General features: G+C 44.0%; 25 protein-coding genes, 4 tRNA genes and 1 riboswitch. Of the genes, 21 read left to right on the top strand and 8 right to left on the bottom strand.

Annotated features, from left to right (window positions below):
• Window positions 1–54: 54 nt before the first annotated feature.
• The 5 genes from FC87_RS05180 to FC87_RS05160 all read left to right on the top strand — a co-directional run bounded on the left by FC87_RS05180 (window position 55) and on the right by FC87_RS05160 (window position 4,267).
• A complete protein-coding gene (locus tag FC87_RS05180; protein ID WP_054690169.1) occupies window positions 55–930 on the top strand; it encodes an RluA family pseudouridine synthase in 876 nt (291 codons plus the stop codon).
• A gap of 22 nt (window positions 931–952) precedes the next feature.
• Window positions 953–1,372 (top strand): hypothetical protein, encoded by a 420-nt coding sequence (locus tag FC87_RS05175; RefSeq protein WP_056961793.1) that lies wholly within the window; start codon window positions 953–955, stop codon window positions 1,370–1,372.
• Entirely contained in the window at window positions 1,372–1,815 is a 444-nt protein-coding gene (locus FC87_RS05170; protein ID WP_056961792.1) for a nucleoside 2-deoxyribosyltransferase, read from the top strand. Before FC87_RS05175 ends, FC87_RS05170 begins: the two co-directional genes overlap by 1 nt.
• 23 nt (window positions 1,816–1,838) lie before the next feature.
• On the top strand, window positions 1,839–2,732 hold the full coding sequence (locus FC87_RS05165) for a cation diffusion facilitator family transporter (protein WP_054690170.1): 894 nt from the start codon (window positions 1,839–1,841) through the stop codon (window positions 2,730–2,732).
• A 323-nt stretch (window positions 2,733–3,055) separates the two neighbouring features.
• A complete protein-coding gene (locus tag FC87_RS05160; RefSeq protein WP_056961790.1) occupies window positions 3,056–4,267 on the top strand; it encodes an MFS transporter in 1,212 nt (403 codons plus the stop codon).
• Between the two features lie 228 nt (window positions 4,268–4,495).
• Here FC87_RS05160 and FC87_RS05155 read toward each other — a convergent pair whose 3' ends face one another.
• Window positions 4,496–4,843 (bottom strand): hypothetical protein, encoded by a 348-nt coding sequence (locus tag FC87_RS05155; RefSeq protein WP_054690181.1) that lies wholly within the window; start codon window positions 4,841–4,843, stop codon window positions 4,496–4,498.
• A 154-nt stretch (window positions 4,844–4,997) separates the two neighbouring features.
• Between FC87_RS05155 and FC87_RS05150 the strand changes: the two genes are divergently transcribed.
• Complete coding sequence (locus FC87_RS05150) at window positions 4,998–5,768, top strand: threonine/serine exporter family protein (RefSeq protein ID WP_009166857.1); 771 nt, start codon at window positions 4,998–5,000, stop codon at window positions 5,766–5,768.
• Window positions 5,769–5,782: 14 nt separating this feature from the next.
• Entirely contained in the window at window positions 5,783–6,256 is a 474-nt protein-coding gene (locus FC87_RS05145; RefSeq protein WP_056961788.1) for a threonine/serine exporter family protein, read from the top strand.
• Here the strand turns inward: FC87_RS05145 and FC87_RS05140 are convergent.
• Window positions 6,241–6,624 carry a DUF1634 domain-containing protein gene (locus tag FC87_RS05140; protein ID WP_056961786.1) on the bottom strand — a complete coding sequence of 128 codons (384 nt, stop codon included), beginning with the start codon at window positions 6,622–6,624 and terminating at the stop codon, window positions 6,241–6,243. The genes FC87_RS05145 and FC87_RS05140 overlap by 16 nt on opposite strands.
• Before the next feature lies 1 nt (window position 6,625).
• A complete protein-coding gene (locus tag FC87_RS05135) occupies window positions 6,626–7,471 on the bottom strand; it encodes a sulfite exporter TauE/SafE family protein (protein WP_009166854.1) in 846 nt (281 codons plus the stop codon).
• Between the two features lie 144 nt (window positions 7,472–7,615).
• Here FC87_RS05135 and FC87_RS05130 point away from each other — a divergent pair, with 144 nt between their 5' ends.
• Window positions 7,616–8,281 carry a phosphatase PAP2 family protein gene (locus tag FC87_RS05130; RefSeq protein WP_056961784.1) on the top strand — a complete coding sequence of 222 codons (666 nt, stop codon included), beginning with the start codon at window positions 7,616–7,618 and terminating at the stop codon, window positions 8,279–8,281.
• 25 nt (window positions 8,282–8,306) lie between these two features.
• On the opposite strand, the gene FC87_RS05125 is transcribed toward FC87_RS05130, so the two are convergent.
• Entirely contained in the window at window positions 8,307–9,074 is a 768-nt protein-coding gene (locus FC87_RS05125) for an ion channel (protein WP_056961782.1), read from the bottom strand.
• Window positions 9,075–9,124: 50 nt separating this feature from the next.
• Window positions 9,125–10,000, bottom strand: a complete 876-nt coding sequence (locus tag FC87_RS05120; RefSeq protein WP_009166851.1) for a LysR family transcriptional regulator — start codon at window positions 9,998–10,000, stop codon at window positions 9,125–9,127.
• A 134-nt stretch (window positions 10,001–10,134) separates the two neighbouring features.
• On the opposite strand from FC87_RS05120, the gene FC87_RS05115 reads away from it, so the two are divergent.
• Window positions 10,135–11,550, top strand: coding sequence for an APC family permease (locus FC87_RS05115; RefSeq protein WP_009166850.1), 1,416 nt, complete (start codon window positions 10,135–10,137; stop codon window positions 11,548–11,550).
• Between the two features lie 72 nt (window positions 11,551–11,622).
• On the opposite strand, the gene FC87_RS05110 is transcribed toward FC87_RS05115, so the two are convergent.
• On the bottom strand, window positions 11,623–12,177 hold the full coding sequence (locus FC87_RS05110; RefSeq protein WP_009166849.1) for a cysteine hydrolase family protein: 555 nt from the start codon (window positions 12,175–12,177) through the stop codon (window positions 11,623–11,625).
• 109 nt (window positions 12,178–12,286) lie between these two features.
• Window positions 12,287–12,456, top strand: a riboswitch (Lysine riboswitch).
• 79 nt (window positions 12,457–12,535) lie between these two features.
• Here FC87_RS05110 and FC87_RS05105 point away from each other — a divergent pair.
• From FC87_RS05105 to phnE (FC87_RS05075), 7 genes are all read left to right on the top strand, one after another.
• Window positions 12,536–13,999 carry an amino acid permease gene (locus tag FC87_RS05105; RefSeq protein WP_009166848.1) on the top strand — a complete coding sequence of 488 codons (1,464 nt, stop codon included), beginning with the start codon at window positions 12,536–12,538 and terminating at the stop codon, window positions 13,997–13,999.
• A gap of 15 nt (window positions 14,000–14,014) precedes the next feature.
• Entirely contained in the window at window positions 14,015–14,659 is a 645-nt protein-coding gene (locus FC87_RS05100) for a deoxynucleoside kinase (RefSeq protein ID WP_056961780.1), read from the top strand.
• A gap of 253 nt (window positions 14,660–14,912) precedes the next feature.
• Window positions 14,913–16,202, top strand: a complete 1,290-nt coding sequence (gene serS, locus FC87_RS05095; protein ID WP_035421478.1) for a serine--tRNA ligase — start codon at window positions 14,913–14,915, stop codon at window positions 16,200–16,202.
• Window positions 16,203–16,406: 204 nt separating this feature from the next.
• Window positions 16,407–17,348 (top strand): phosphate/phosphite/phosphonate ABC transporter substrate-binding protein, encoded by a 942-nt coding sequence (locus tag FC87_RS05090; protein ID WP_081716719.1) that lies wholly within the window; start codon window positions 16,407–16,409, stop codon window positions 17,346–17,348.
• A gap of 5 nt (window positions 17,349–17,353) precedes the next feature.
• A complete protein-coding gene (phnC, locus tag FC87_RS05085) occupies window positions 17,354–18,118 on the top strand; it encodes a phosphonate ABC transporter ATP-binding protein (RefSeq protein WP_035421480.1) in 765 nt (254 codons plus the stop codon).
• Between the two features lie 2 nt (window positions 18,119–18,120).
• The gene (gene phnE, locus FC87_RS05080) at window positions 18,121–18,906 is read left to right on the top strand and encodes a phosphonate ABC transporter, permease protein PhnE (protein WP_056961778.1); all 786 of its coding nucleotides are present in this window, start codon (window positions 18,121–18,123) and stop codon (window positions 18,904–18,906) included.
• Window positions 18,903–19,694: a phosphonate ABC transporter, permease protein PhnE gene (gene phnE / locus FC87_RS05075; protein ID WP_009166842.1), complete on the top strand. Its 792-nt coding sequence runs from the start codon at window positions 18,903–18,905 to the stop codon at window positions 19,692–19,694. Before phnE (FC87_RS05080) ends, phnE (FC87_RS05075) begins: the two co-directional genes overlap by 4 nt.
• A gap of 140 nt (window positions 19,695–19,834) precedes the next feature.
• On the opposite strand, the gene FC87_RS05070 is transcribed toward phnE (FC87_RS05075), so the two are convergent.
• Complete coding sequence (locus FC87_RS05070) at window positions 19,835–22,183, bottom strand: Xaa-Pro dipeptidyl-peptidase (protein ID WP_056961776.1); 2,349 nt, start codon at window positions 22,181–22,183, stop codon at window positions 19,835–19,837.
• Window positions 22,184–22,296: 113 nt separating this feature from the next.
• Here FC87_RS05070 and FC87_RS05065 point away from each other — a divergent pair, with 113 nt between their 5' ends.
• Window positions 22,297–23,463, top strand: a complete 1,167-nt coding sequence (locus FC87_RS05065) for an aminotransferase class I/II-fold pyridoxal phosphate-dependent enzyme (RefSeq protein WP_056961774.1) — start codon at window positions 22,297–22,299, stop codon at window positions 23,461–23,463.
• A 140-nt stretch (window positions 23,464–23,603) separates the two neighbouring features.
• Here the strand turns inward: FC87_RS05065 and FC87_RS05060 are convergent, their stop codons facing one another.
• Window positions 23,604–24,569, bottom strand: a complete 966-nt coding sequence (locus FC87_RS05060; protein ID WP_054690196.1) for an L-lactate dehydrogenase — start codon at window positions 24,567–24,569, stop codon at window positions 23,604–23,606.
• A 298-nt stretch (window positions 24,570–24,867) separates the two neighbouring features.
• On the opposite strand from FC87_RS05060, the gene FC87_RS05055 reads away from it, so the two are divergent.
• The 4 genes from FC87_RS05055 (at window position 24,868) to FC87_RS05040 (ending at window position 25,197) form a co-directional block, all read left to right on the top strand.
• A tRNA-Val gene (locus FC87_RS05055) sits at window positions 24,868–24,940 on the top strand.
• Between the two features lie 3 nt (window positions 24,941–24,943).
• Window positions 24,944–25,016: transfer RNA gene (locus tag FC87_RS05050), tRNA-Lys, on the top strand.
• A 15-nt stretch (window positions 25,017–25,031) separates the two neighbouring features.
• Window positions 25,032–25,114: transfer RNA gene (locus FC87_RS05045), tRNA-Leu, on the top strand.
• 9 nt (window positions 25,115–25,123) lie between these two features.
• Window positions 25,124–25,197 (top strand) — tRNA-Thr (locus FC87_RS05040).
• Window positions 25,198–25,214 lie beyond the last annotated feature (17 nt).

Here is a 25,214-nt window from a genome sequence, read left to right as displayed (position 1 = left end):
CTGTCATTGGGAGCTGTTTTTTTTATGAATAAATTCAATGAGGAGGCGATACCCATGAAAATTAGCTGGATGAATCGAACTGATACGACCTTGGGAGTAAAGCAGTTTTTGTTGCTTAAAGGGGTAAGCCAGCGTCTCTACTCAGAAGTAAAACAACAGCCACAAGCTTTTTATCGTAATCAGCAACCGATTACGCCGGCTGCTCAAGTTGCTCCAGGTGATCAAATTACGGTAGTGTTTCCACCGGAACGCCCAGATCCCCAGTTAGCCAGTAGTTTGCATCCCTTGGAGGTCATCTATGAGGACGCACACTGGCTGGTCATTAATAAGCCGGCGGGCTTAACTTCCGTTCCCGGACCAAGTAATCGGACGGATACTGTAGTTAATCGAGTTAAAGGTCGGTTAGAGCAGGCGGGAAGTGAGAACCTTCGTCCGCATTTGGTAACCAGGTTGGATCGGTTTACCAGTGGGATCATGCTGATTGCTAAGGATCGGTTGGCAAACAACTATGCTACGCAACAGCTTGCTGACCGGACTTTGCATAAAGAATATCTAGCGATAGTCAGTGGTCGGTTGACTAACCAGCATGACGTTATTACGCTACCGCTGGGTCGTCGCCCGGGTGAAATTGCTAGAACAGTGCTTACAACTGGGCAACCGGCTCAAACTGAATATTGGGTTGAGCAACAAACAGCCACGGCCACGGTCGTCCGAGTACAGCTGCAGACTGGTCGAACCCATCAGATTCGGGCCCACTTTGCATCACTGGGGCATCCGTTGCTGGGTGATCAATTATATGGAGGTCCAATGCACGCAGGGATGGATCGGCAAGCACTACACGCCTTGCGTATAGAATGGTTTGATCCTTTTTGTCAGCAGTTGCGAAAATTTACGGCTCCGCTCCCAGATGATATGCTAAACTATCAATAGAAACTGGAGACGGGGGAATGAGATGGAGGACAAATTAGAGTTAGGGCAACCGGCATTTGCTAAGATGATGTTCACGTTAAAAACACCGGTCACTTCCAAAAATCATAAAGATTATAAATTTAACGAATATGAGCTGGTTGAGATTGCTCCGGATGTGTGGGCCATGCCAGTTTATATGCAAGCCAATGATGACTTTACGCTGTTTTTGGTTGTCACCAAGATTGCAACACAAGCAACTGTGATGGCTCTTGCCCAAGGAACCAGCACAACTGATGGACAGTTCGCTCTCGATCGGCCACTGAATACCGGGGAAGGATTAAACCGCCTGTTTCAACACGATCGGCAACGAGCAGCACAATTACTACATTTTTTTAATCTAATTTCAAAAGCAAATGAAGGCGATTGGCGCCTTGTAGCAGATGACAAAGGAGAACCAGAATAATGGCCAAAATCTACTTAGCTAGTCCCTTTTTTGATGCAGAACAGGTCACTCGGATTGAAAAAATCGAACAAGCTCTTACACAAAATCCGACAGTAACCAGTTATTTCTCGCCCCGTAAATATAAATTGCAAGGTGATTATCAAGAATTTACTAAGCCGTGGGCGCAGGCGATTTACCGCGTCGATATGGAACATTTAATGGCTGCCGATGCAGTGTTAGCGATTGTTGACTTTGTGGATGATCAAGTTGATAGCGGCACTGCTTATGAAATTGGGGCGGCTGTTCAGATGAAAAAGCCGGTGATTGTTTTTCAAGAAAAAACGGCCACGGTTAATTTGATGATTTCTGAAAGCTTACAGGCATATTTGAAAGATCCCGCAGCAGTAGCCGGGTATGATTTTGAGAAATTGCCCCGCAGTGAGTATGAAGGTCCAAGAATTTAAACCTGAAAAAGGGGACTTTAATTATGAAGGAGGATTCGCTGTCCGGGCTCCGATTTCTCGAAGTTACGGTATTGAATTCATTAATTACCATTTTGGAATTTGTCGGAGGACTACTTTCTGGTAGTCTCTCGTTGCTTTCAGATGCGGTTCATAATCTAGGTGATTCGCTCTCAATCATTTTTAGCTACGCCGCTCATTTATTGAGTCGTCGAAAACAAACGCACACTAATACTTACGGGTTTAAGCGGGCAGAAATTTTATCGGCACTGTTTAATTCGATCTTTTTGGTATTGATCTCGGTGTTTTTAATGGTGGAAGCCCTTAGCCGGATTCAGCACCCAGAAAGAGTTCACGGAGGATTAATGTTTGTCGTGGCGGTCATCAGTACCATCGCAAACTTAGGATCAACGCTCTTATTACATCGAGGCTCACAGCATAATTTAAACATGAAGGCGACCTATCTGCACCTTTTGAGTGATACATTATCATCGCTGGGGATTATTGTCGGAGCGCTTTTGATTCAACTGTATCACTGGACCATCATCGATCCATTGATTACGCTGGTGGTTTCGTTCTACATCTTATGGGAATGCTGTCCGGTAATTCGGCGCACCATTTCGATCTTGATGGAGGCGGCTCCCCGCTTGGACTATCCGGCTATTAAGCATGATCTGTTGTTAATTGACGGCGTCTACAGTGTGCACCATGTACATGCTTTAATGGTCGATGAAAACAGCATCGTCTTTTCAGCCCACGTCAATCTGCGTGACATGCCGCTAAGCTCAGTGCAACCAATCTACGATCAGATTAATCAACTATTAAAGTCGAAATATCAAATTAAACACGTAACGATTCAACCTGAAACGACTCGGGGGGCGGACGAAGCGCTCTTTTCCGATACAGATCAGGATGTTTAGTAGTACAGACGAACTTGGATAAACTTTCCGAGTTCGTCTTTTTTAATTACTGAATCAATAAGTTAGATGTTAGCATTTTCTGACGAAGCCATCGTTAGCAACCATAGAGACGTACTATGTAGCTTTTTTTATTACATAAACAGTAAAAAAGCGAATAAAAATGTCTTTACAAGGGCATAAAAGCATAATATTATGAACTTTAATAATTTTTATAAACAGTTAGAACTGCTAGTTTTGAATGGAGATATTCCATTTTATTTTCCTAAAATGATTTCAAAAGAAAATAAAGATAAAAGACTTAGATATTGAGGTAATCCGTTGATATGAAAACTATTTGGAAATTAGCAATTAATGATTTCGTTGCAGCCACTGCTTCAATGGCATTTTCGGTCTACACGATTTGGTATTTGGGAGCCGTTTTACATGACCAGAAGATGGTCGCCGTCTTTGGCTCGTTATCCATCATTAATATCTTATTAACACCGCTGGGAGGGCGTTTTGCCGATCAAGTTGCTAAGATAACGATTATTAAGTATGCGAGCATGCTCAGATGTTTATTATTTGCCCTCTTTTTTATTAGTTACTATGTAACACATCAATTGGTATTGCTGCTCATCGCACTTAATCTGCTATTAAGTATACTAGGCTCGTTTTATGGACCCGCAATTGAATCAATCGCTCCTGATTACGCCACCGATGAAAGCGAGCTGATCTACAATAACTCGTTGATAAGTATCGCAACGCAAGTAGCTACAATTGCCGGGGCAGCGTTAGGGGGAGTGTTGATCATGTTGTTTGATGTTGTTGATGCGTATGCAGTGGTCTTGGGGTTACTAATGGGATCAGCACTCTTGGTTTTGTTCATAAAAAAACCAGTAGAAGCAGCTACTGCTCCCGTTGTTGGTGCAAGTAAGCGCTCCCTTTGGGAGGATCTTAAAATAACGCTACAAATTCCAATTATTAAGCGTATTTTACCTTACGCAGCCATTGTCAATTTAAGCTTTTGGTTGTATTGGTATCTCATGCCACTGTATCTAAGTCAGCAACTGCCACAGTATCCGATTGCTTATTCGGTGCAAGATTTAATCATTGGTGTCTCAGCCTTACTGGGGGGCTTGTATCTTAGTAAACATGCGAATAAATTGATGAAGATGGCTAAAAATTATCCTAAATTGTTATTGTTGCAAGCACTCGGGCTGGGATTGTTACCGGTTAGCTTTCAGTTGATGTCCAATCAAACCATGCGCTTTGGTTTTCTCATAATCGCTTGGTTAGGTTACGGCATCTTCAGCTTTTTTGCCAATATGATTTTTGTCACTGCCATTCAACAACAAGTTCCAGGAAAAATGTTAGGGTTAGTAATGGGGATTGTCTTTGCTATTTTTGGTAGTCTAGCACCAATTGCTTCTGTAATCAGTGGCTTTTTTGCTAGACCAAGTAATGGATTGATTTTGCTGATTGCACTTCCCATGATTATCATTCCGATTATTATGAATTTTGACCATCGAATTGGCAAATCATTGGTAGCTAAATAAGCGCTGATTAATGATAATCACACTGTTGGCACGCTTGCTGGATGCATGCAGAATCCCGTTCACAGGGAAACAGACGCTTGGCAAGGTGTTCGAAAGAAATGAATATTTTAAAATTGAAGAAAAGCCACTCCATATCAATCTGTTACTCGTTGATATGGAGTGGCTTTTTTGTTTGAAACATCTATGAAACGGCGAATCGATTTGGATCACCGCAGGTCTTTTTACTGATTAAAGTGTGGCATTTGGATCTAGTTGATCCGTTTGTTCGGTGTACCAAGCATCCCAATCAGTTGTTGGATTACCATTTTCAAAGTATGCTTGTGGTAATTCCTGCATGAGCATTAAGAGGTTTTCGTGACAGTAGTCGGCGACAAAGTCGTATAAGTTGTTAGTTGCTTGATTACTGGCATCAAAAATGACGCGGTTAATATTAGCCATGACTTGCCGCTTGTCAAAGGTTGTCATAACATCCAATTCATCACTTCGCAGCTTTTGAATGTAAAAAGGTAGAAATGATTTAATTGCCTTTGCCTTGGCGGTAGTTTCCAAGTTTGAAAAAGTTGAATTATCGCTCATTGAGATCCTCCTAATTAAACAGCAGCACTATCTTCTTAATTATAGCGATTTTGCGAATGTTAGTAAATTGGTTTCTGCGCTGCCTGTTAAAACGTCCCTGACGATAGTAAAATAACGGTAATGATGTTTTTGCCCAATTAAAGGAGCTGATGTAATGAACGAACCGACTCTCTCAATTAAAGAAAAGAATTTATTGGTTCAAACCTGCCTGCTAGCTGGGAAAATTTTGATTGAAAACGGGTCGGAACTTAATCGAGTTTCCGACACGATCAAAAGAATTGCAGCCAATGCAGGCGTTCCCAATTTGCGAGCCTATGTGACAATTACGGGAATTATGATTTCAATTGATGATGACGACACCGTTGCTAAGATTGCTGAGATTGATCAGCGAGACTTTGATTTGCGTCGTATTGAAGTTGTTAACCGGCTGTCGCGCAAATTTGCTGCTCATCAAATTACTTTACATCGTTTTTATCGGATGCTACAAAAAATTCCGTACTTTGGTCGTTATTATCAATTTTGGCAACGGCTCTTGGCGGCAGCATTGCTTTCTGGGATGATTTCAGTTATCTTTACCCACGATTATGGTGACTTTTGGTTGACTTCGGTCGTAGGGATGCTTGGCTGGTTGATTTATCAGGGGGTGCGAAAACGAGTTACCGCTAGCTTCATTAGTGAATTTGTGGCAGCAACGGTGATTGGAATGGTTGCAATTATGGCAGTGCGCCTTGGACTGGGGCATAGTGCCGACAATATTATCATTGGGGCCGTGATGCCACTAGTCCCTGGAGTTCAGATTACTAATGCGGTTCGGGATCTGATCTATGGGAATCTGATTAGTGGACCAGCACGGGGCATTGAAGCATTGATTTGTGCCTGTGCGTTGGGATTTGGTGTTTCACTGGCTTTGATTTGGTTGGGGTAGTTAGGAGCAAATGAATGTATTTTATACTGGTTTTAATTGAAGTTTATATTGCCACTGTCGGGTTTGCTGTCCTGATCAATGTTTCGCCACGGGCGCTAAATCTCAGTGGATTGGTCGGAACGGCCGGTTATGTTAGTTATCTGGGTTATCAGGCGCTGATTAGTGACAATTACGTAGCTGAAAACTTGGTGGGGGCGTTTACAATTGGAATTGTGGGCATGCTAGCAGCACGGTATAAAAAAATGCCGGTGATTGTATTTAACATTCCGGCATTAGTGCCCCTTGTCCCGGGCGGGCAGGCTTATCAAGTTATGAAGTACATAGCGCTTCGCCAGCCCCACGTAGCATTTTCGTATGTGATGCAGGTGGTCATGATTGCAGGAGCCCTAGCAATGGGATTTTTGTTGGCAGAACTATTTATTCAAGCGGGAGACGTAGTGCACCGCTGGTTTTCGACTTGGCGAGCGACCAGTTATCGACGAAAGTAAATTCCGAGGATGAAACTAGCGATTAGAATGAGCAAGACAAGCGCAGTAATAACTACGTAGAGCCAGTCATGTTCGCGGTAAAATGAATAGATCGAGGCAACTACGCGAAGAACCGGAGTCAAGATTAAGATAAAAATACCTAGCATCATAATTGAATATGGTTTCTGTTCGGCTAAACCTGAAAAAAGCTCCTTAAAACTGTGCACATAGTAATTGTTTGGATAACCAAGGCCACCGTGCAGGAGAAAGGCCAGTAAACCGATCACCATGATGATGATGGCTAGTGTTACTCCCCAGCGCATGATGCGACCAATGGTCTTTTCCAATTGATTGGTTTTGGTTGCAATTGGTTTTTTGGTTGTTTTCATTTTAAATTGTCACCCCAAATCCTTTTAGAATCATCTGTAGTCCGAGATATAGTAAAATCGGAATGAAAATGATCCGAATTGATTTAGCTGAAAGGTGCTGCATGATACGAGAACCAACTGCGGCACCAACAATAATTCCAAGTGCCATTGGGACGGCGATTTGCGGGAGAATTGAACCATTTAGAAAGTAAATGGTGGCACTGGCAGCTGCAGTAACACCCATCATCAAATTACTAGTGGAACTGGATGGTTTTAATGGCATTTGCATGAAGGTGTCCATGGCAATCACTTTGAAAGCCCCCGAACCAATTCCAAGCAACCCACTGGCAATCCCAGCACCAAACATCACGCTCAAACCACCAGGTACATTGGTAACGTGATAGTCAATTTGTTTTTGAAGTTGTTTGTCGTAGTAAGATCCATCTAATTTTAGTGCGGTAGCCAAGCGATCATCATGAGCTGCTCCGGTTTCTCGACTGTGTCCCCACAACTTGCGCACCATATTGAATCCAGAAAAAAACAGTAGCAAACCAAATAGTAGGTAGAGAAACAATGGATTGATAATTCCGGTTAGGAGCGCGCCAATAATTGCTCCTAGGGAGGTAGCTAATTCTAGAAACATAGCAACGCGGAGGTTGAGGACGTTATCTTTTAAGTAAGCAATGGTTGCTCCCGAACTGGTGGCAATGACAGCTACGATACTGGCTCCGATGGCATACTTAATGTCAAGACCAAAGCCAAGGGTTAGGATGGGGGTAATAATCATGCCACCCCCAATTCCGAGGACGGCACCGAAAATCCCGACTAAGACACCGACGATTAGCATTATCAATAAGCTTAGGTACATAAAATTTTCACTCCTTATGGTAGTCATGGTTGTTATTGTACGCTTTTTTTAGGTAGTTTAAAATCGCCTGATTTTTAGTGAATGGTCGGTAACAATTAGTTTGGTATGGTATACTTTATTCAGATGTTTGCGGAGGTAAGAAAAATGATGATAAAACAAGATCCAAGTCGCCCCTATAAGTTAGTGATTGCCGCTATTATTTTTGGGGTGGTTTTGATTGGGGTGCAGATGCAGACGGGGTTTTTAAACTTTTTTGACACCTTACTGATTATGGTTGTCCAAAAGTTAAAGTTCGGATCTGCTGATACGTTGTACACCTTGGTTAGCTTTATGGCTAGTCCGAAGTTAGATGTGATTTGGATGTTGCTAATTGCATTCTTTTTGTGGGGATCGCGCTATAAGATCCCAGCGATTTTTTCGTTAGCGTTATTGGTCGGAGCTAATGCCCTGGCCTTTGTGGTCAAAACAATAGTTGCTCGTCCGCGTCCGATGTTGCATCTTAAGCAGGATACTGGTTATAGCTTTCCTAGCGGACATGTCATTGGAACTTTGATGGTGGTTAGTGTTTTATGGATTTTAGTGATCCCACGTTTAAAGAGCGGGACTAATCGCTGGCTACTTCGTTCGCTGTTGGGAATCTGGCTGGTGTTGGTAATGCTATCGCGGGTTTACTTGAATGCTCATTTTCCGACGGACGTGATTGGAGCCTTTGCCCTTGGATACGCATGGCTACAAATTTCAGAGTATCTTTACCGCTGGTTAGCACCGCAGTTGAGTCACTGGCATATTTTTCAAAATTCGAGTTATTAACTTTTAAATTTAATCTAAACAGGAACTACTTCAAACGAAGCAGTTCCTGTTTTTTGTTTTCAAATTCTGCTTGGGTAATGATTCCATCCGCTGCAAGCTGCTGATAAGCCCGAATTTCTGCTGGGATATTATTGTGCAAGTTAGTAGGCGGATTGAAGATGGCAATAAACGCACTGGTGAGCATTCCTACGAAGCCAATCCCTACCAGCATTAATAAAACAGCGACAACGCGGCCAACCGTTGAGTGGGGGCTTATGTCACCGTAGCCAACGGTTGAGGAGGTTACAATGGCCCACCAGAGAGCTTTTGCAAATGAAACATTTTCTGAAAGGGAATAGACGCCAGCAGAGATAATAAAAATCAAACCACAGAGTAATAGTAGATAGATGAAACCGGTTTGTTTTAAGAATTGAGCTGCTCGACTGCGCAGTTTTCCAAAAATCCCGACCAGTCGGAGTAAACGTGATACCTTAGCTAGTTTGGTTAGCTGTAATAAGCGGGTGAAACGAAATAGTTTGAAAAACGAAAAAATGGAATTGACAGGGATAATTGCCAATAGGTCAAAGAAATGTGATCGCAAGTAGGTTACTTTGGACCGAGCTAAGAAGAACCCTCCAAAATAATCAATGACAAAGATAACCCAGATGGTGAGATCAATCCGTTGATAGGGTTGGTGGTTGAGTTTTAACACTCCTGCAAAATCCAAGAGCACCATGAGTACTGAGACGAGGGCACACAGTACAATAAAAATGTTATAACCATTTTTGATTCGTAGTAACCGACTTTTGTCCATAGATTTAACCACCTTGAAAGTAAAATAAGCAAAGTTAGCAGCTGACTTGCTCACCGGAGTTGTTGACGCTGGGCTAGCATGTACTGTAAAAAGTGTTGGCTTGCTAATGAAAGCGTTGCATGAGGGCGGTATGCTAGTTCAATTGGATGGATAATTGGCGGATCTAGTGCAATTGGTTGGATGGGAAAGGCGTCAGAATCTACCATTAATTTTGAAATCACGCTAACGCCTAGCCCTGCTGCCACCATCGCCATCACGGTGTAATCGTCTTGGATTTGATCTTTAATTTCTGGATCAACGCCGGCGCCAGCAAAGGCTGCTAAAACTTCTTGATGGGATCCTTCGGGAATAAGGATGATGTTTTGGGAGCCGGCTTTTAATTCTGAAAGTGTAATGGTCTGCTTGGTTGCTAGCGGGTGCGCTCGCTCAACGATTGCAACGTATTGTTCGTTTTTAAGGAACTTAGTGGTAAGTCCGCTGGTATAACTTGGTTTTAAAAAGCCATAGTCCACTTTTCCGGTTCGAATATCGGTTCTGATCTCATCAAAGTCACCTTGATACAGCGTGAAATGGACGTGGGGATGTTCTGTTTCAAAGCCTTTGATGAGATCTGGAAGCCAGTACCGCGACAAACTATTAGTTGCTCCAATTCGCACCGTACCAGTTTCTAACCCATTAATCCGATTAGCTAAGACTTGGGTATCGTTATAGGTCTGTAATAAGCGTTGAAACGCAGGATAAAGTTTTGCGCCTGCGGGGGTTAAAGATACTCCACTACGGGAGCGATTCAACAGTTGTACCTGAAATTCTTGTTCGAGACTGACGATTGCTTGACTAATGGAGGACTGGGTGTAGCCTAAGGCAGCAGCTGCCTGGGTAAAGCTACCGGTCTCAATAATTTTTTGTAGTGCTAATAACCGGTTCATAGATAAGTTCTCCTAATACTTAAATTAAAAAGATTAATTTTACTTATTCAAAAGCTCCTTGTATATTAAATTTATTGCTAAACTAGTTTAACTGCAAGACCTAAAATAATTTTAACTAATGGGGAGAAAATAGTATGTCCACAAACATTTTTAAAAAAGAATCAGTTGCGCATTATCTAGCGGCTGATGCAAAACTAAAGCGAACTTTGACGGCCTGGGATTTGGTCGCACTAGGAATTGGTGCAGTGATTGGAACTGGAATCTTTATTTTGCCAGGACATGAAGCAGCACAACATGCTGGGCCAGCCGTGGCAATTGCATTTTTACTGGCAGCTTTGTTGTCAGGGGTTGTTGGGATGGCTTATGCGGAGTTTTCATCAGCAATGCCGATTGCCGGTTCGGCGTATTCTTTTGGGACAGTGGTTTATGGTGAAATCGTTGGGTGGCTCCTTGGTTGGGCGCTAGTACTTGAGTACTTTTTGGCAGTTTCTGCGGAAGCCACGGGTTTTGCTGCTTATTTCAACCAAAATTTGCTAGCGCCATTTGGAATTAAAATTCCGGTGGCATTACAGGCTGGACCTTTAGAAGGCGGGGTAATAAATCTAACCGCGGTCATCATTGTTGGTGTGATTGCAGTGATAGTTTTGCTAGGGGCAGAATTGTCAAAACGGGTCGAAAATGTGGCGGTGCTTGTTAAAATTGCAATTATTTTGATTTTTATCGGGATCGGAATTTTTTATATTAAGACCAGTAACTATGTTCCTTTTTATCCAAAACAATTTCATGGGGCACCGTTTGGAATGGGGGGCATTTCGACCGCGGCGGCAACCGTTTTCTTTGCTTTTATTGGCTTTGATGCGCTAGCAGCTAACTCTGCTGAAACCATTAATCCGAAGAAAAACGTGGTCCGTGGGATTCTCGGCACCGTTTTGATTGCAGTAGTACTGTACGTCACGTTTTCGTTAGTACTAGTGGGCATGGTGCATTATTCACAATTGAATGTGGATGATCCAGCGGCCTATGCCTTGCACGTGGTTCATTTGGATGGCTGGAACAAACTGATTACAATTGGGGCGTTGTTTGGGATTTTCACGGCAATGTTGACGATGTTCTTTGGAGGTTCACGCTTGGTTTATGCCTTGGGACGAGATGGCTTGCTACCACAGGTAATGGGAAAGGTTTCTGACAAACATCATGTTCCAACGAATGCCGTTATTTTTGCACTAATTATCCAGGCCGTATTTGCAGGGCTAGTGCCACTTGCTCAGCTGGCATCACTGATTAATGCTGGAACTTTGCTGGCATTTGCTTGCATTTCTTTTGGAATCCTTCCATTGCGACAGCGGGCTGACATTAAAAATGATGGGTTTAAAATGCCTTGGTATCCAGTCCTCCCTGTGCTGGCAGGGCTAGCCAGTATTTACTTTATTATTATGTTGCCGACTGAAACCAAGCTTTCAGTCTCGATCTGGCTGGTAATTGGAGTGGTGGTCTATTTTGGGTATGGAGTCCATCATTCCAAGCTCCAGCAACGAAGTGCTGCTTCATAATTTAACAAAAAAAACAGCGACCTTGGCAATTGCCAGTAGGCGCTGTTTTAATTTTAATTGCTAGTTGCTGGCTTATTCGATAACTTTAGCTCCAAGGCTACTTTTGAGATGGTCAAAGACGAATTGTTCGTTTTGACCGGTAAAACCAGCACTACCACCGGTATGCAGAATGATCTGATAATTGAGGTTGTAGGCGCTGATGGCTGTATGCAACAGACAAATATCGGTGGCTACCCCAACTAAATGAACAGTGCTAACCTGGCGTTCCCGCAGGCGTAGATCTAAATCAGTACCGGTGAAGGCGCTGTAGCGGGTCTTATCAATTTGCCAAATTTTACCTGGTTGCTGGTACTTTTCATACCAGGTCTGTAGACCGCCATATAAGCATCTTCCCCACGTATTTCGGACGTTGTGGGTTGGAAAAAGTTTTGATTCTGGATGATAAGGATCATCGGGTTGATGCACATCAGTTGGTAAAATCACAAACTGCTGGTTTTTACGAAACTTTTCGGCCAGTTCGAGAATTCGATTTTCACAGGCTTGGGCTGGTTTTTTTAGGGATAGAGCACCTTGGTCGGCCACGAAATCGTTCGTATAGTCAATAACTAAGAGAGCATGATTGTTCATTGGAAACTCCTTTCTGCTTTCCATTATATAATAACCTGAAACGGCTCAAAAATTAATTCCGTCTTGCAATCCGAATTTTAAAAATCTATACTAGAATAAGTTTAATTATCTTAAATAAAGAGGTGCGTTGTTCATTAGTAAATTGGGGGAGGCTGCTCAGTCGTAGAAACCAATTAAAAGGGGCCATCGCCGAAATCAAGCTATTAGCACTGGCTTGATTGGGGTTTGATTGAACAAGTCAAACACTGTCGCATGTAAATGCGGGGCGCTTTGTGGGATCGATTTACCAGACAAAGGGGCGTTACCGCAGTTTGCGACGACGTCTTTTTGTTTGCAATTATTTTTGGAGGATTTTTACATGGTAAAGACGGCACCAGAACACGTTAAACGAGGTTTGAAGTCTCGACACGTATCAATGATTGCCTTAGGAGGCTGTATTGGGACGGGGTTGTTTGTGGCCAGTGGTTCGGCGATTCACACCGCGGGGCCAGGCGGAGCGCTAGTGGCTTACATCCTGATGGGGATCATGGTTTATTTCTTAATGACCAGCCTTGGTGAAATGGCAACGAATCTCCCCGTTTCAGGTTCGTTTGCTACTTATGGAACCAAGTATGTTGATCCAGCCGTGGGGTTTGCCATGGGGTGGAATTATTGGTTTAACTGGGCGATTACAGTTGCCGTTGACATTTCGACCGTTGCCTTAGTCATGCAGTTCTGGTTCCCACATTTTCCCACGTGGATTTGGAGTGGGTTGGCATTGATCCTAATTTTTGGAATCAATGTGCTGGCAGTCTCGGCTTTTGGCGAAACTGAATTTTGGATGTCTCTGATTAAAGTGGTGACGATTTTTATCTTTTTGGGAGTTGGATTTTTAACGATTTTTGGAATTATGGGCGGACATGCGACGGGGCTAACTAATTTCACCTATCGCCAGGCTCCCTTTGTTGGTGGCGTTCCCGGCATTATTAGTGTCTTTGTGGTTGCCGGCTTTTCCTTTCAAGGAACCGAACTAGTCGGGATTACGGCCGGGGAAGCTGATGATCCTCGTCACAGTGTGCCAAAGGCAATTCATGAGGTTTTTTGGCGGATTATTTTATTTTACTTCTTAGCCATTTTTGTGATTGCAGCCATTATTCCGTACACTAGTCCCGATCTGTTAGGCTCAACGGCTAGCGATGTGTCTATCAGTCCCTTTACGATTGTTTTTAAACGGGCGGGACTAGCTGCGGCTGCAAGTGTGATGAATGCCGTTATTTTGACGTCGGTGATTTCTTCAGCCAATTCGGGGATGTATGCTTCCACGCGGATGCTATATTCAATGGCAGATGAAGGCTATGCACCGAAACGGTTTGGTCGGGTCAGTCGACGTGGGATCCCAGTGTTGGCACTGCTGGCGACTACCGTAGTCTCTTTATTAACCTTTTTAACCAGTTTTTTTGGGCCAAAACTTTATCTGTGGTTAGTGGCAGCCTCAGGCTTAACCGGCTTTATTGCGTGGTTCGGGATTGCCTTATCTCACTACCGGTTTCGCCGTGCTTTTGTTAAACAAGGACATACTTTGTCAGAACTAAAATATCACGCCCAGTGGTTCCCATTTGGGCCCATTATGTGTTTGATTCTTTGTATTGTGGTAATCTTTGGCCAGGACGTTGGGGCCTTTGCCCACGGCAACTGGTTTCAAATTGGAGTAACCTACATTAGCGTTCCGCTGGTACTGATCTTATATCTTAGTTATAAATGGATTCACCATACAAAACTAATTCCCCTTGATGACATTGATGTCTCACCGGCACAGTTAACTGATGACAACCAAAAACAATAAAAAGAAGGTGTGACGATGCTGGTTTTAGCTGGACCAATCGGAGCAGGGAAAACTTCGTTAACTACGATCCTGGCGCAGCATCTGCAGGCTCCTGCTTTTTACGAGTCTGTTGATGATAATGAAATTCTGCCGTTGTTTTATGAAAATCCACGTAAATATGCCTTTTTGTTACAAATTTATTTTTTGAATAAACGGTTAGCTAGTTTGCGAGCAGCGACCGCTAACCCGTTGAGTGTTATGGATCGATCAATCTTTGAGGACTCACTTCTTTTTCATCTCAATGCTGATCTCGGGCGGGCTACCGCAACTGAAGTGGAAACCTATGATGAACTGTTGGCAAATATGTTGGATCAAGTTGGGGAAAATGATTTTCAAAAAATTCCAGATTTGTTAATTTACGTGCGGGTCTCCTTTCAGACCATGCTAGAACACATTCAGCGGCGCGGTCGGGTGTTTGAACAACTGGACAATGATGCCAGTTTGTATGAATACTATCAAGAGTTAAACCAGCGGTACGCCAGTTGGTATGCTAACTATAAGCTGTCCCCTAAAATTCAAATTGATGGCGATCAGTTTGATTTTGTTAACAATCCAGCTGATCAAGAGGTCGTCTTGGCAACGCTTGATGCTAAAATCAAACAAATTATGGCACTTGATTAGAATCTATGCTATATTAATCATTAATTAATGCAGCATACTTTTAAGTAGGACAACAGAGAGATGGCGGTTGGTGCAAGTCATCGTCCGAAAATTCCGGTATGTAGATGCTGGCAGTTAATCCTGCCCGGTGATGCCGTTACAATTATAAATTAAGGGTCTGCGTTAGCAGGAACTTTGGGTGGTACCGCGGAAAGACTTTCGTCCCAGTGATGACGAAAGTCTTTTTGTTTAGCCAAATTTTCAGGAGGAAACTATGTTAGATCGTAAGCTTATTCGCCAAAACCCAACCTGGTTCAAGCAAAAAATGGAAACTAGAGGGATTCAGGCGACTACTATTGATGAATTGTTGCAGTTAGATCAACAGCGTCGAGAGCTAATTGTCAAAACGGAACAGCTTAAAGCGCAACGAAATGACGTCTCTGATCAGATTTCACAAAAGAAACGACGCCATGAAGCAGCCGATGATGCCATCGCACAAATGCGTGCGACTGGCCATCAGATTAAACAGTTGGATGAACAGCTAGAACAGCTTACTCAGCAACAATTAGACCTCGAAGCACATTTACCCAACATTCCTAGTGATCAGGTTCCCGTTAGTCTGACGGAAGAGGGCGCCGTGGAATTGCGGAAATCTGGGGAGCTCCCCCAATTCTCGTTTTCCCCTCGTTCTCATGATGAAATTGGAGAGCAGCTCCACATTCTAGATTTTAAACGGAGTGCCAAAGTTTCTGGGAGTCGGTTTGTTTACTATTTGGGAGCAGGCGCCTTGTTAGAACGAGCCGTTTATAATTTTTATCTAGATCAAAATCAGGCCGCAGGGTATACGGAAGTGCTCCCACCTTACATGGTCAATTCTGCTTCGATGTATGGGACAGGGCAGTTTCCTAAGTTCAAAGAAACAAAGGCCGGTTTTGAAATCAAGGACAGCGATCTAACCATGATTCCAACGGCTGAGGTTCCCCTGGTGAATTTCTATCGAGATGAGGTCATTCCGTCAGAGAAGTTACCCGTGAAATTCACGGCGCTTAGCCCTGCTTTTCGCTCGGAAGCTGGTAGTGCCGGTCGGGACACGAAGGGACTGATTCGGCTCCACCAATTTAACAAGGTCGAAATGGTGCAGTTTACAAAACCAGAAGATTCATGGGAAGCACTTGCGGAAATCACCCAACAGGCGGAAGCATCGTTACAAAAATTAGAAATCCCATATCATGTCATTACGTTAACCAGCAGTGACATGAGTTTTACGGCAGCAATGACCCACGATATCGAGGTGTGGATGCCATCGCAAAATTGCTATCGAGAAATTTCTAGTTGTTCAAATACAACTGATTTTCAAGCCCGACGAGCTCACATTCAATATCGAGATGAAGCTGGGAATTTGCAGTATGTGCATACCCTAAATGGTTCTGGCTTGGCAGTTGGACGAACTGTGGCTGCAATTTTGGAGAATTTTCAAAATGAGGATGGTAGCGTTTCGATTCCACAGGCTTTGCAACCCTATATGCACGGGATTAAAAAGCTTACTCCGCAACCACAATTTTAAATAATCATTGGTTAACAGTCGTTGGCAACGGCTGTTTTTTTAATCCCGGTTTTTGAGTAAAACACGAACATTATTTAAGTAAAGGATATTTAAGACAAAAATATTAGATAATTACGAATAATTAATCAAAAAACATTGTTATTGTTGGTTTATTCTGCTAAACTAGCATCATTACAAACACTAGGAGTTGGAGGGAGTTCAATGATGCAGAAGAAGTGGTGGAAAGTAGGTTTATTGGGAAGCGCGCTGGTTTGTTTAGCAGTTGGAATGGCAGCCTGTGGCAAGTCCAATCAGTCAACAACGGCTAACTATAAGCCCAAAAAGTTGACGGTTGAATTTAATCCATCTTCAAATGCGGGCAAGATGGAAGCACAGGCTAAGCCGATGCAAAAGATGTTAGAAAAACAGTTGCACGTGCCGGTCAAGGTGACGGTGGCGACTAGTGGAAATGCAATGGTAGAGGCGCTTGGTTCTAAAACAGCCGACATCGCGTTTCTTACTCCCACTAGTTATGTTCTAGGACACAAAAACTATGGCATTAAGGCGTTATTGCAAGCAACTCGTTATAAATATGCTGCTGGAAATGATGAGAATCTAACTGAGACGCCCAGTGATCATTACTATGGTGAGATTGTGGTTAAAAAAGGCGGAAAAGTAAAAAAATTATCTGATTTAAAAGGGAAGAAGATTGCCACGCAAGATACCACGTCAACTGCCGGCTACGTATTCCCAGCGGCCGAATTATCACAGAAGGGGATCAACATTAATCAAGATGGGATTAAGACTTTTACCGTCAAAGGTTCTGATCAGGGAGTCCTAGCAGTTTATAACGGGAATGCTGATGCCGCGTTTGTCTTTCAGGGAGCTCGTAAGATTGCCGCAAAGGATGATCCTAAGGTAATGACCGATACTACGGTGTTATATATGACCAAACCGATTCCAAACGATACGATTTCAGTACGAAATGATATGGATCCAGCTTGGAATCGTAAGATTACGACGGCATTTGAAAACATTGCTAAAACTAAAAAAGGGCACGATTTAATCTATCAAATTTATGGGCATCAAGGTTATGTGGCAGCGAAGGATAGCAATTTTGACCCCGTTCGCAAGAATTTGAAAATTGTTAATCAGCTTAGTAAATAGGAGGAATTTTGGTGACAGCAGAGACGGTATTGGAGTTTCAACATGTAAGCAAACGTTATCGAAATGGTGTTTTGGGGTTGGATGACATTAATTTTTCCGTACCTAAAGGACAGTTTGTCGCCGTGGTTGGTTTGTCTGGAGCTGGGAAGAGTACGCTCCTAAATTCGGTTAATCGGATGATTGAAATCACTAATGGATCCGTACTTGTTAATGGGCAAGATGTTACCAAGGTTCGTGGGCGAAAGCTACGGCACATGCGGCGTCAAATCGGGATGATTTTTCAAGGCTTTAATCTAGTTGAGCGGGCAACGGTGCAAAAAAATGTGTTAGCTGGTCGAACAGGCTATTATCCGACTTGGAAAACGTTACTGGGATGGTATAGTACGCAGGACCAAGCCTTGGCTGTCGAACAGTTAAAAAAAGTTAACCTTGTCCAAAAATTATACCAGCGGGCGGATCAACTTTCTGGTGGGCAGAAACAGCGGGTTGCGATTGCCCGAACCTTGATGCAGGATCCGACCCTGGTCTTAGCAGATGAACCGGTGGCCTCCCTAGATCCAAAGACTAGCACTGGCGTTATGCGCGATTTATACAACTTGAAAAAATATGAAAAAATCACGGTTTTAGTTAACCTACATTCCGTTGAGTTGGCACTCAAATATGCAGACCGAATTATTGGTCTGCGGGATGGACGAATAGTCTACGATCGGGCTGCTGACCAGAGTAACCAAGCAGAATTACAAGAAATTTATGAACACGGAAAGGAGTAGTTATGCAAGTCCCGCAACTTAGTTTTTGGAAACGCTATCACGTGCTTGGCATTAGTGTGACCCTGCTACTGGTTCTCTTGACGGTTATTTCCGCCCAGCTGACGGGCGTGGACGTGGGTGCATTTGCAAAAAATTCGCCCCAGTTTCTGGTGATCTTAAAACAGATGCAGCAACCGGATTGGAATTATCTCAGTCAAATTCAAAAGCCGTTGGCACAAACAATTCAAATGGCGGTATTGGGAACCACGCTGGGGACGATTTTGGCAGTACCATTCGCCTTCTTGGCCGCCCGAAACATCGTTAAAAATTGGTGGGGAAGGAGCTTGGTTAGATTAGGCTTGTCTTTGATTAGAACCTTACCAAACCTGTTATTGGCAGCTCTTTTTGTGGCGATTTTTGGAATTGGACCAATGACTGGCATGATTACGCTAGCAATTTTTTCCTTTGGGATGGTCTCAAAACTCTTTTATGAAATTATTGAGACCATCGATATGGGTCCGGTGTATGCGCTTCAGACGACGGGAGCTAGTTTGCTGCAAACGATTCGGATTGCCATGCTGCCACAGTTAGCTGGTCGATTTGCTAGTGATATTTTGTATGCACTAGAAATTAATGTCCGTGCGTCAACCGTGCTTGGGTATCTAGGCGCTGGCGGAATCGGACTCGATTTGCAACAGAGTTTGGATCAGTTTGCCTATCCACAAACGGCGGTTATTATTATTGCTATCTTCGTGGTCGTGTTGATAATTGATCTGATCAGCAACCTGACGAGGAGGCATTTACAATGAAGAAGTTACGGAGTAAATGGGGTCGTTGGGAATGGATGATTGGTATTGTCCTCATCATTTCATTGTACTGGTGGTCAATTCGTGGGATTCCCTTAGTTCCCATTCAAAAATCTGCTGGGCAGGTTAGTGCATCAATTTTGCATGGCATGTTTAATCCAGATTGGTCCTATATTTACAATGGTAGTGGGGAAGATTTGGTGTCCCAACTGGTCATTACCTTAGCCATCGCATTTTTGGGAACTTTTATTTCGGCCATCATTAGTGTGCCCTTTTCCTTCCTTGCTGCCCAGACCAATTCGCGGTGGTTTCATCCGCGGGCGACCATTGGTAAATTATTATTAACAGCGATTCGTGCCTTTCCCGAAGTTATCTTGGCCATCATGTTTATCAAAGCGGTTGGACCCGGTTCGTTTGCGGGAGTCCTGGCGGTTGGATTTCACTCGGTGGGAATGTTGGGGAAACTTTTTTCCGAGTCCATCGAAGCAATGGATCACCGAGCAGAGCTTGCGATTAAAGCAACTGGAGGAACGAAGTTGCAACGTTTTTGGTTGGCAACGCTTCCGGCAATCTTGCCCGCTTTTTTATCGGCAACCTTGTATCGGTTTGAGATCTCAGTCCGTTCTGCTTCCATTTTAGGAATTGTGGGCGCCGGTGGGGTGGGAACTCCGCTGATGTTTGCACTCCAAACGCGCGATTGGTCCAAAACCGGAGTGATTTTACTGGGGATCGTCTTAATGGTGATTCTGATTGACGGTTTGTCCAGTTACCTGCGACGACGCCTACATTAATTTTTGAGCAGCTCCGTGTAATTCGAAACCCAAGCAAAAAAGCCTTAATCAGTTTTGATTAGGGCTTTTTGCTTAAGTTTTTTTAGCAAGATAAGGCTTGTCATTTACACAACATTAGCAGGCAGACCGTCTGATGAAACTTAGTCAGTTTGCCAGGGTAAAATTAACCGACTGGCTTGCGGCTGCAGTTGATAGGTAATGGCTTGGTTGCCACGGATGGTCATCTGAAAGTCGGTACTAAATAAAATGACCACTAGTTTGCGCTCCGCGAGAAGATGATAGTAAGTTGGTTGTAATGGGAGTTCAACGTGATAAAACTGATTTGCAATTAAGTTTTGATCTTGATCTGCACTAATCCGGTTTTGTAAGTTTAGGTGACCACGGGCAATCAAGTGCGCTGCGCTCGGTTGCTGAGCCAGTGTAAACTCAAAAAGATTGTCGGTATACCAGCGATACCCCAGAGGCATCCCGTTGGGCATTAACTTGGTGGGCTGGGTGGTGAGTCGGTGCGCTTCGCCGTAATCAAGTAGCATGGCACTGATCAAGCCTAGAGGTTGACTACTGCTAAGGGTTAATTCCAGACGAGGAATTCCGTTAATGGTTCCTGTTTTGTGCGGGATTAAGGCGGTGACTCGTTGGTTAGCTAATCTGTCATCTGCAAGGTTCCATAGGTCAGTTTTCCAGCGCTCCGGATTTTGGCAGTAGAACTTAAAGGTAGCTGGCTCAATTTCATTGTGAAACGAAGCATGATTAAAGCTTAGTGGCAGGGACTTTTGGGGAGCGGTGAGCCAGTTCGGGCGGGTTTCCCAGGTTTCTGGAAGTAGATTATCCTGCACAATAACCGTTGGTAGTGCTTGATCAACGTGGTTATCACACTGATAGAGTTTATTGCTAAGCCACAGGTTGACGATGTCTGTGAAATCAAAGGACGGAAAGTTGTTTAGATAGACATGCTGACCTTGGTGTAAAATCAATTTTTTACTAATTGGGAGGTCTTTGAGACCAGCCCACAAGGCTGCTGGATTTTTAAGTTTAACATTTTCGTCATTCAACCCGTGGACTAACAGGACATCACATTTAATTTGTTGCAAGTGGTTACGATAATTGCGATCATCCCAAAACTGGTTATAACTACCGCTAGTTCGGTCTTGTCCTTGCTGCAAGTCAGCGAGTTCTTGCTCGAACGCCGTTTGTACTTTTAGATAATCCCCCGGTCGTTGACGTCTGGAAAAAGTTTCAGCAGCGAGCACATCACAATCCTCACCTTGAAACCCACCAGGCGCAACCACCAGCCCATTTTCACGATAATAGTCGTACCAAGAAGAAATCGCCGCCTCTGGAATAATCGTTTTGAGACCAGGAACCCCAGTCGTTGCCGCCGCAATTGCTAACGTCCCTAGATAGGAGCGACCGGTCATGGCAACGTTGCCATTGCACCAGTCTGCCGCCACCGCTTGCTTACGATTTTTGCTAACAAAGGCTGGTCGGTCACCGTGTAGCCATTCAATGACGGCAATCGTAGCGTTTGTTTGGGCAGGATCACCACAGGTTTGGAGACCGTCAGAATCGATGGTACCAATTCCGGCGGCATAAATGCTGGCAAATCCCCGCGGAAGCAGGTAGTCGTTGAGCGTATATCCCGGATGTGGTGGTGGGCATTGAAGTGTTTGACTGGTGGCAGGCTCGGTTACGGGGGACTTCGCTTTTCGTGGCAGCGGTTGGAAAGGTTGGTGGTGATGTTGAGCCGGTTGTTTTCTAGTCAGGGGCACGTCAACTTGATGTGTGAGCTGTTCGCCATAGCGATCGTTAGTTCCTTGATCATAGGGTGAGGCGGTATAGACGGCAGGAACTGGTACCGAACTGGTTGGACGGGTGATTTCAACCCGAATTAAATCCAGCAAACCATCGCCATCAGTATCAACATCAGTCGGTACGTACACTAGTTCATGATGAAAGGCATTTGTTTGAAAGGTTGCCTGGGCCTTACCATTGAAAAAGAGCTGCTGATTCTGTCGAAAATGTGGTTGCGTGAAATATCCTTGGCTGGCTAGGTGATCTAAATAGGTGAGGCCAAAACGGGTATGGGTAGTTAGCAACTGGTACCAAGCCCTTGCGACGTCTGTTTCGGTTGTTACCATTTCAATTGGGGCTAAACCAAGATTTTTACGACTAGTTTGGGGGTGGTTGGGATCAAAATCATCCCACGGTAAAAATCCCAGTAATTGCAGGCTAAGTAAAGCAAAGATGGTTGGTGTAAGGGGCGCTTTGCTCGCCAAAAAGGACGCCATTGTCTGGGTTGGAGTAGCTAACAACTGCGCTTCTTGCTCTTGGAGGGATCCAGTTTGCTGTTGTTGCCAATAGACTTTTTCTAAGTAGGCAGCTAGCCGCTGCTTGGCACCGATCGTGTTGGTTTTGAAGCCGACACGTTCTAATTCGATTAGTTGGGTGTGATAATCAGTTGTGATAGTAGCAAATTGATTAATTTTCATGCCAAAACTCCTTTATAATTTAGTTAATTGTACCCTTATTCCCGGTTTTTGTGAGGAATTAGTGTAAAATAAGCTATGTTTGTTTGGATTCTGAAAGTAATTGGAGCGAGAGTATGACACCAGATTTAATGAAAAAAATCAAGCCCTCCGTTAAAGCGGCGCGGCTTTCTGATATCTATCAATTTAGCGAGAAAATTGCGGACATTCCTGGGTTGATCAATCTTACCTTAGGCGAGCCTGATTTCCCCACGCCACGCCACGTCAAGGATGCGGCAATTGCGGCGATTAATGCTGATCAGAGTCACTACACAGCGACGCGCGGTCTTTTGGAGACCCGTACGGCGGCGGCTCAGTTTTTGCGTAATAAATATCAACTTGATTATGATCCAACGACCCAAGTGGTGATCACTAATGGAGTAACCGAAGCGATGTACGTGGCGCTAGAGACGTTTGTAAATCCACAAGATGAAATCTTGATGCCGACGCCAGCTTTTCCGGTCTATGACTCATTATTAGAGTTAAACGAAGCTCGCTTGGTGGAAATCAACACGGCCAACGATCAGTTCCAACTAACGCCGGCCCGTTTGCAAACAGAGTTGGCGGCGCATCCAAAGGCTAAGGCAATTATTTTGAATTTCCCTGCGAATCCGACGGGAGTTAGTTATTGTCGCAAACAGGTGCAGGAGTTGGCGGCAGTTTTAGCAAAAACCGATCTATTGGTAATCAGTGACGAGATTTATAGTGAATTGACTTATGACCAAACGCATACCTCGATTGCTGAGTTTATCCCAGCGCAAACCTTGTTATTTAATGGATTGTCAAAATCGCACGCTATGACCGGGTGGCGGATTGGGGTTGTTGCTGGTCCTGCAGATATTATGACGGAAATTGCTAAAGTGCATGAATTGATTTCGACTTCGGTTATGACCGCTGCTCAAATTGCGGCTGCAGCTGCTTTTCGCGATGGTGAAGACGATGCAGCCCAGATGCGGGTTGAGTACGAGCGTCGGAGAGACTATTTGCACATGGCTTTAAATGACCTCGGCTTTGCTAATCAACTGCCGCAGGGGGCCTTTTATTTATTTGCAAAAATTCCGCAACAGTTCAATCAAAATAGTTATGAGTTTTGTCTGGAGGTAGCGCGAAAAGCGCGAGTTGGCTTGATTCCGGGGAGTAGTTTTGGCGCCGGTGGCGAAGGCTATGTCCGCATCAGCTATGCTACCAGTCAAGCTAAGCTTGAGGAAGCAGTCGCCCGCTTGAAATCCTATGTTAACGGTTAAGGACTAGGCAAAAACGACAGGATTGAAAATTAAATAGCTAAATAAAAGCACCTTCAACAACTAGTCGACTAAGTCGACCTAATTAGCGAAGGTGCTTTTTTATTTATAAAATTAAGCAGAGCAGCTTGGGCAAAAGTGGCTTATTCTAAGCCTGTTTCTTCCATTCCCTTGTGAGCAGTTGCTAGCAAGGTCTTAGCAGAAGCAGCCATTTTAGCTTGTTCTTCAGCACTTAATGGGATTTCTAAGACATCGGCAATTCCGCTGGCGTTGATGACGGCAGGGGTCCCAATGTAGATATCATTTAACCCATATTGACCTGTTAAAGGAGCACCAACGGGCAAAACGGTATTTTCATCGCGTAAAATCGCACGCGAGATCCGCATGAGAGAAGTTCCAACCCCATAGAAGGTTGCCCCTTTCATATTGATGATTTGGTAAGCTTTATTTCTGGTTTCATCTTCAATCTGTAGAAGATCTTCCTTGGTTAAGCCCCGTTTGGCGGCAAAATCAACTAATGGAACGTTACCGACCGTAGCTTCGTCGATATTGGCAAACTCAGAATCTCCATGTTCACCTAAAATATAGGCATCCACACTAGCTGGATTAAGGCCTAATTTTTTGGCAACTCCGACGCGGAAGCGACCAGTGTCAAGCGAGGTCCCAGAACCAATCACTTTTTCTTTGGGGAAACCAGATAACTTTTGAGTGGCGTAGGTTAAAATGTCAACGGGATTAGCAGCAACAAGGAAAATCCCATTAAATCCGGATGCGACAACTGGTTTTACAATTGAAGCAAGAATCTTAAGGTTCCGGTTCACCAAATCTAATCGTGTTTCACCGGGTTTTTGCGGAGTACCAGCAGTAATGACCACCAGGTCGGCATCCTTGCAGTCAGGATAATCGCCAGCGTAGATGTTTTTAGGGAAGGTGTATGGAGTGGCATCCTCTAAATCGAGTGCATCACCCTCGGTACGTTCTTTATTGATGTCGATGATGACAAATTCTTCACCGATCCCTTGCTGAGTCATGGCAAAGGCGTATGAAGAACCCACAGCGCCGTCCCCAACTAGTACAACTTTTTGATGTGTTTCAGCCAAAATAATCATCCTTTCACGACTTAGTTAAATTTACTACGACCTAATTGTAACATTTATTCGAAGCAGCTTTCAGATTCCCAGCAATTTGTATAATTAATTCTTAAGCCCAGTGGGAGGGGAGCTGCTAATCGAAAAGATCTGCCATCGATATTAAAGCGATTATATAATGAAGTAATCGTTTAAGGAGTCCTGATAATCAATTTTTTGATGTTATCTGCCAATAAAAATCAAGATTTTAGTTGACGTCCAATTAGTATGATGATATTATTAAATAGTTGTCAAAACGGCTTTTGTTTTGTTCGCATTCGGAAGATTAGCTCAGCTGGGAGAGCATCTGCCCTACAAGCAGAGGGTCACAGGTTCGAACCCTGTATCTTCCATTTGAGCCGTTAGCTCAGTCGGTAGAGCATCTGACTTTTAATCAGAGGGTCGGCAGTTCGAACCTGCCACGGCTCATTGCACCATAGATTTGCGGACGTGGCGGAATTGGCAGACGCGCTAGATTTAGGTTCTAGTGTCTTCGTGACGTGGGGGTTCGAGTCCCTTCGTCCGCATTATATTTTGCCGACTTAGCTCAGATGGCTAGAGCGCGTCACTAGTAATGATGAGGTCGGAGGTTCGAGTCCTCTAGTCGGCATTATGCGGAAGTAGTTC

The organism is Fructilactobacillus florum DSM 22689 = JCM 16035 (assembly GCF_001436645.1).
Taxonomy (GTDB): Bacteria; Bacillota; Bacilli; order Lactobacillales; family Lactobacillaceae; genus Fructilactobacillus; species Fructilactobacillus florum.
The sequence above is the reverse complement of the archived record's forward strand: the minus strand, read 5'-3'. Positions and strand labels throughout refer to the sequence as shown.

Coding starts and splice junctions, on each gene's coding strand:
- FC87_RS05170 (WP_056961792.1), top strand. CDS start 1,372: ATGGCCAAAATCTACTTAGCTAGTCCCTTTTTTGATGCAGAACAGGTC.
- FC87_RS05180 (WP_054690169.1), top strand. CDS start 55: ATGAAAATTAGCTGGATGAATCGAACTGATACGACCTTGGGAGTAAAG.
- FC87_RS05175 (WP_056961793.1), top strand. CDS start 953: ATGGAGGACAAATTAGAGTTAGGGCAACCGGCATTTGCTAAGATGATG.
- phnE (WP_009166842.1), top strand. CDS start 18,903: ATGAAGAAGTTACGGAGTAAATGGGGTCGTTGGGAATGGATGATTGGT.
- phnE (WP_056961778.1), top strand. CDS start 18,121: ATGCAAGTCCCGCAACTTAGTTTTTGGAAACGCTATCACGTGCTTGGC.
- FC87_RS05140 (WP_056961786.1), bottom strand. CDS start 6,624: ATGAAAACAACCAAAAAACCAATTGCAACCAAAACCAATCAATTGGAA.
- FC87_RS05155 (WP_054690181.1), bottom strand. CDS start 4,843: ATGAGCGATAATTCAACTTTTTCAAACTTGGAAACTACCGCCAAGGCA.
- FC87_RS05135 (WP_009166854.1), bottom strand. CDS start 7,471: ATGTACCTAAGCTTATTGATAATGCTAATCGTCGGTGTCTTAGTCGGG.
- FC87_RS05115 (WP_009166850.1), top strand. CDS start 10,135: ATGTCCACAAACATTTTTAAAAAAGAATCAGTTGCGCATTATCTAGCG.
- FC87_RS05165 (WP_054690170.1), top strand. CDS start 1,839: ATGAAGGAGGATTCGCTGTCCGGGCTCCGATTTCTCGAAGTTACGGTA.
- FC87_RS05160 (WP_056961790.1), top strand. CDS start 3,056: ATGAAAACTATTTGGAAATTAGCAATTAATGATTTCGTTGCAGCCACT.
- FC87_RS05105 (WP_009166848.1), top strand. CDS start 12,536: ATGGTAAAGACGGCACCAGAACACGTTAAACGAGGTTTGAAGTCTCGA.
- FC87_RS05125 (WP_056961782.1), bottom strand. CDS start 9,074: ATGGACAAAAGTCGGTTACTACGAATCAAAAATGGTTATAACATTTTT.
- FC87_RS05130 (WP_056961784.1), top strand. CDS start 7,616: ATGATGATAAAACAAGATCCAAGTCGCCCCTATAAGTTAGTGATTGCC.
- FC87_RS05090 (WP_081716719.1), top strand. CDS start 16,407: ATGCAGAAGAAGTGGTGGAAAGTAGGTTTATTGGGAAGCGCGCTGGTT.
- serS (WP_035421478.1), top strand. CDS start 14,913: ATGTTAGATCGTAAGCTTATTCGCCAAAACCCAACCTGGTTCAAGCAA.
- FC87_RS05110 (WP_009166849.1), bottom strand. CDS start 12,177: ATGAACAATCATGCTCTCTTAGTTATTGACTATACGAACGATTTCGTG.
- FC87_RS05065 (WP_056961774.1), top strand. CDS start 22,297: ATGACACCAGATTTAATGAAAAAAATCAAGCCCTCCGTTAAAGCGGCG.
- FC87_RS05120 (WP_009166851.1), bottom strand. CDS start 10,000: ATGAACCGGTTATTAGCACTACAAAAAATTATTGAGACCGGTAGCTTT.
- FC87_RS05060 (WP_054690196.1), bottom strand. CDS start 24,569: ATGATTATTTTGGCTGAAACACATCAAAAAGTTGTACTAGTTGGGGAC.
- FC87_RS05150 (WP_009166857.1), top strand. CDS start 4,998: ATGAACGAACCGACTCTCTCAATTAAAGAAAAGAATTTATTGGTTCAA.
- FC87_RS05070 (WP_056961776.1), bottom strand. CDS start 22,183: ATGAAAATTAATCAATTTGCTACTATCACAACTGATTATCACACCCAA.
- FC87_RS05145 (WP_056961788.1), top strand. CDS start 5,783: ATGTATTTTATACTGGTTTTAATTGAAGTTTATATTGCCACTGTCGGG.
- FC87_RS05100 (WP_056961780.1), top strand. CDS start 14,015: ATGCTGGTTTTAGCTGGACCAATCGGAGCAGGGAAAACTTCGTTAACT.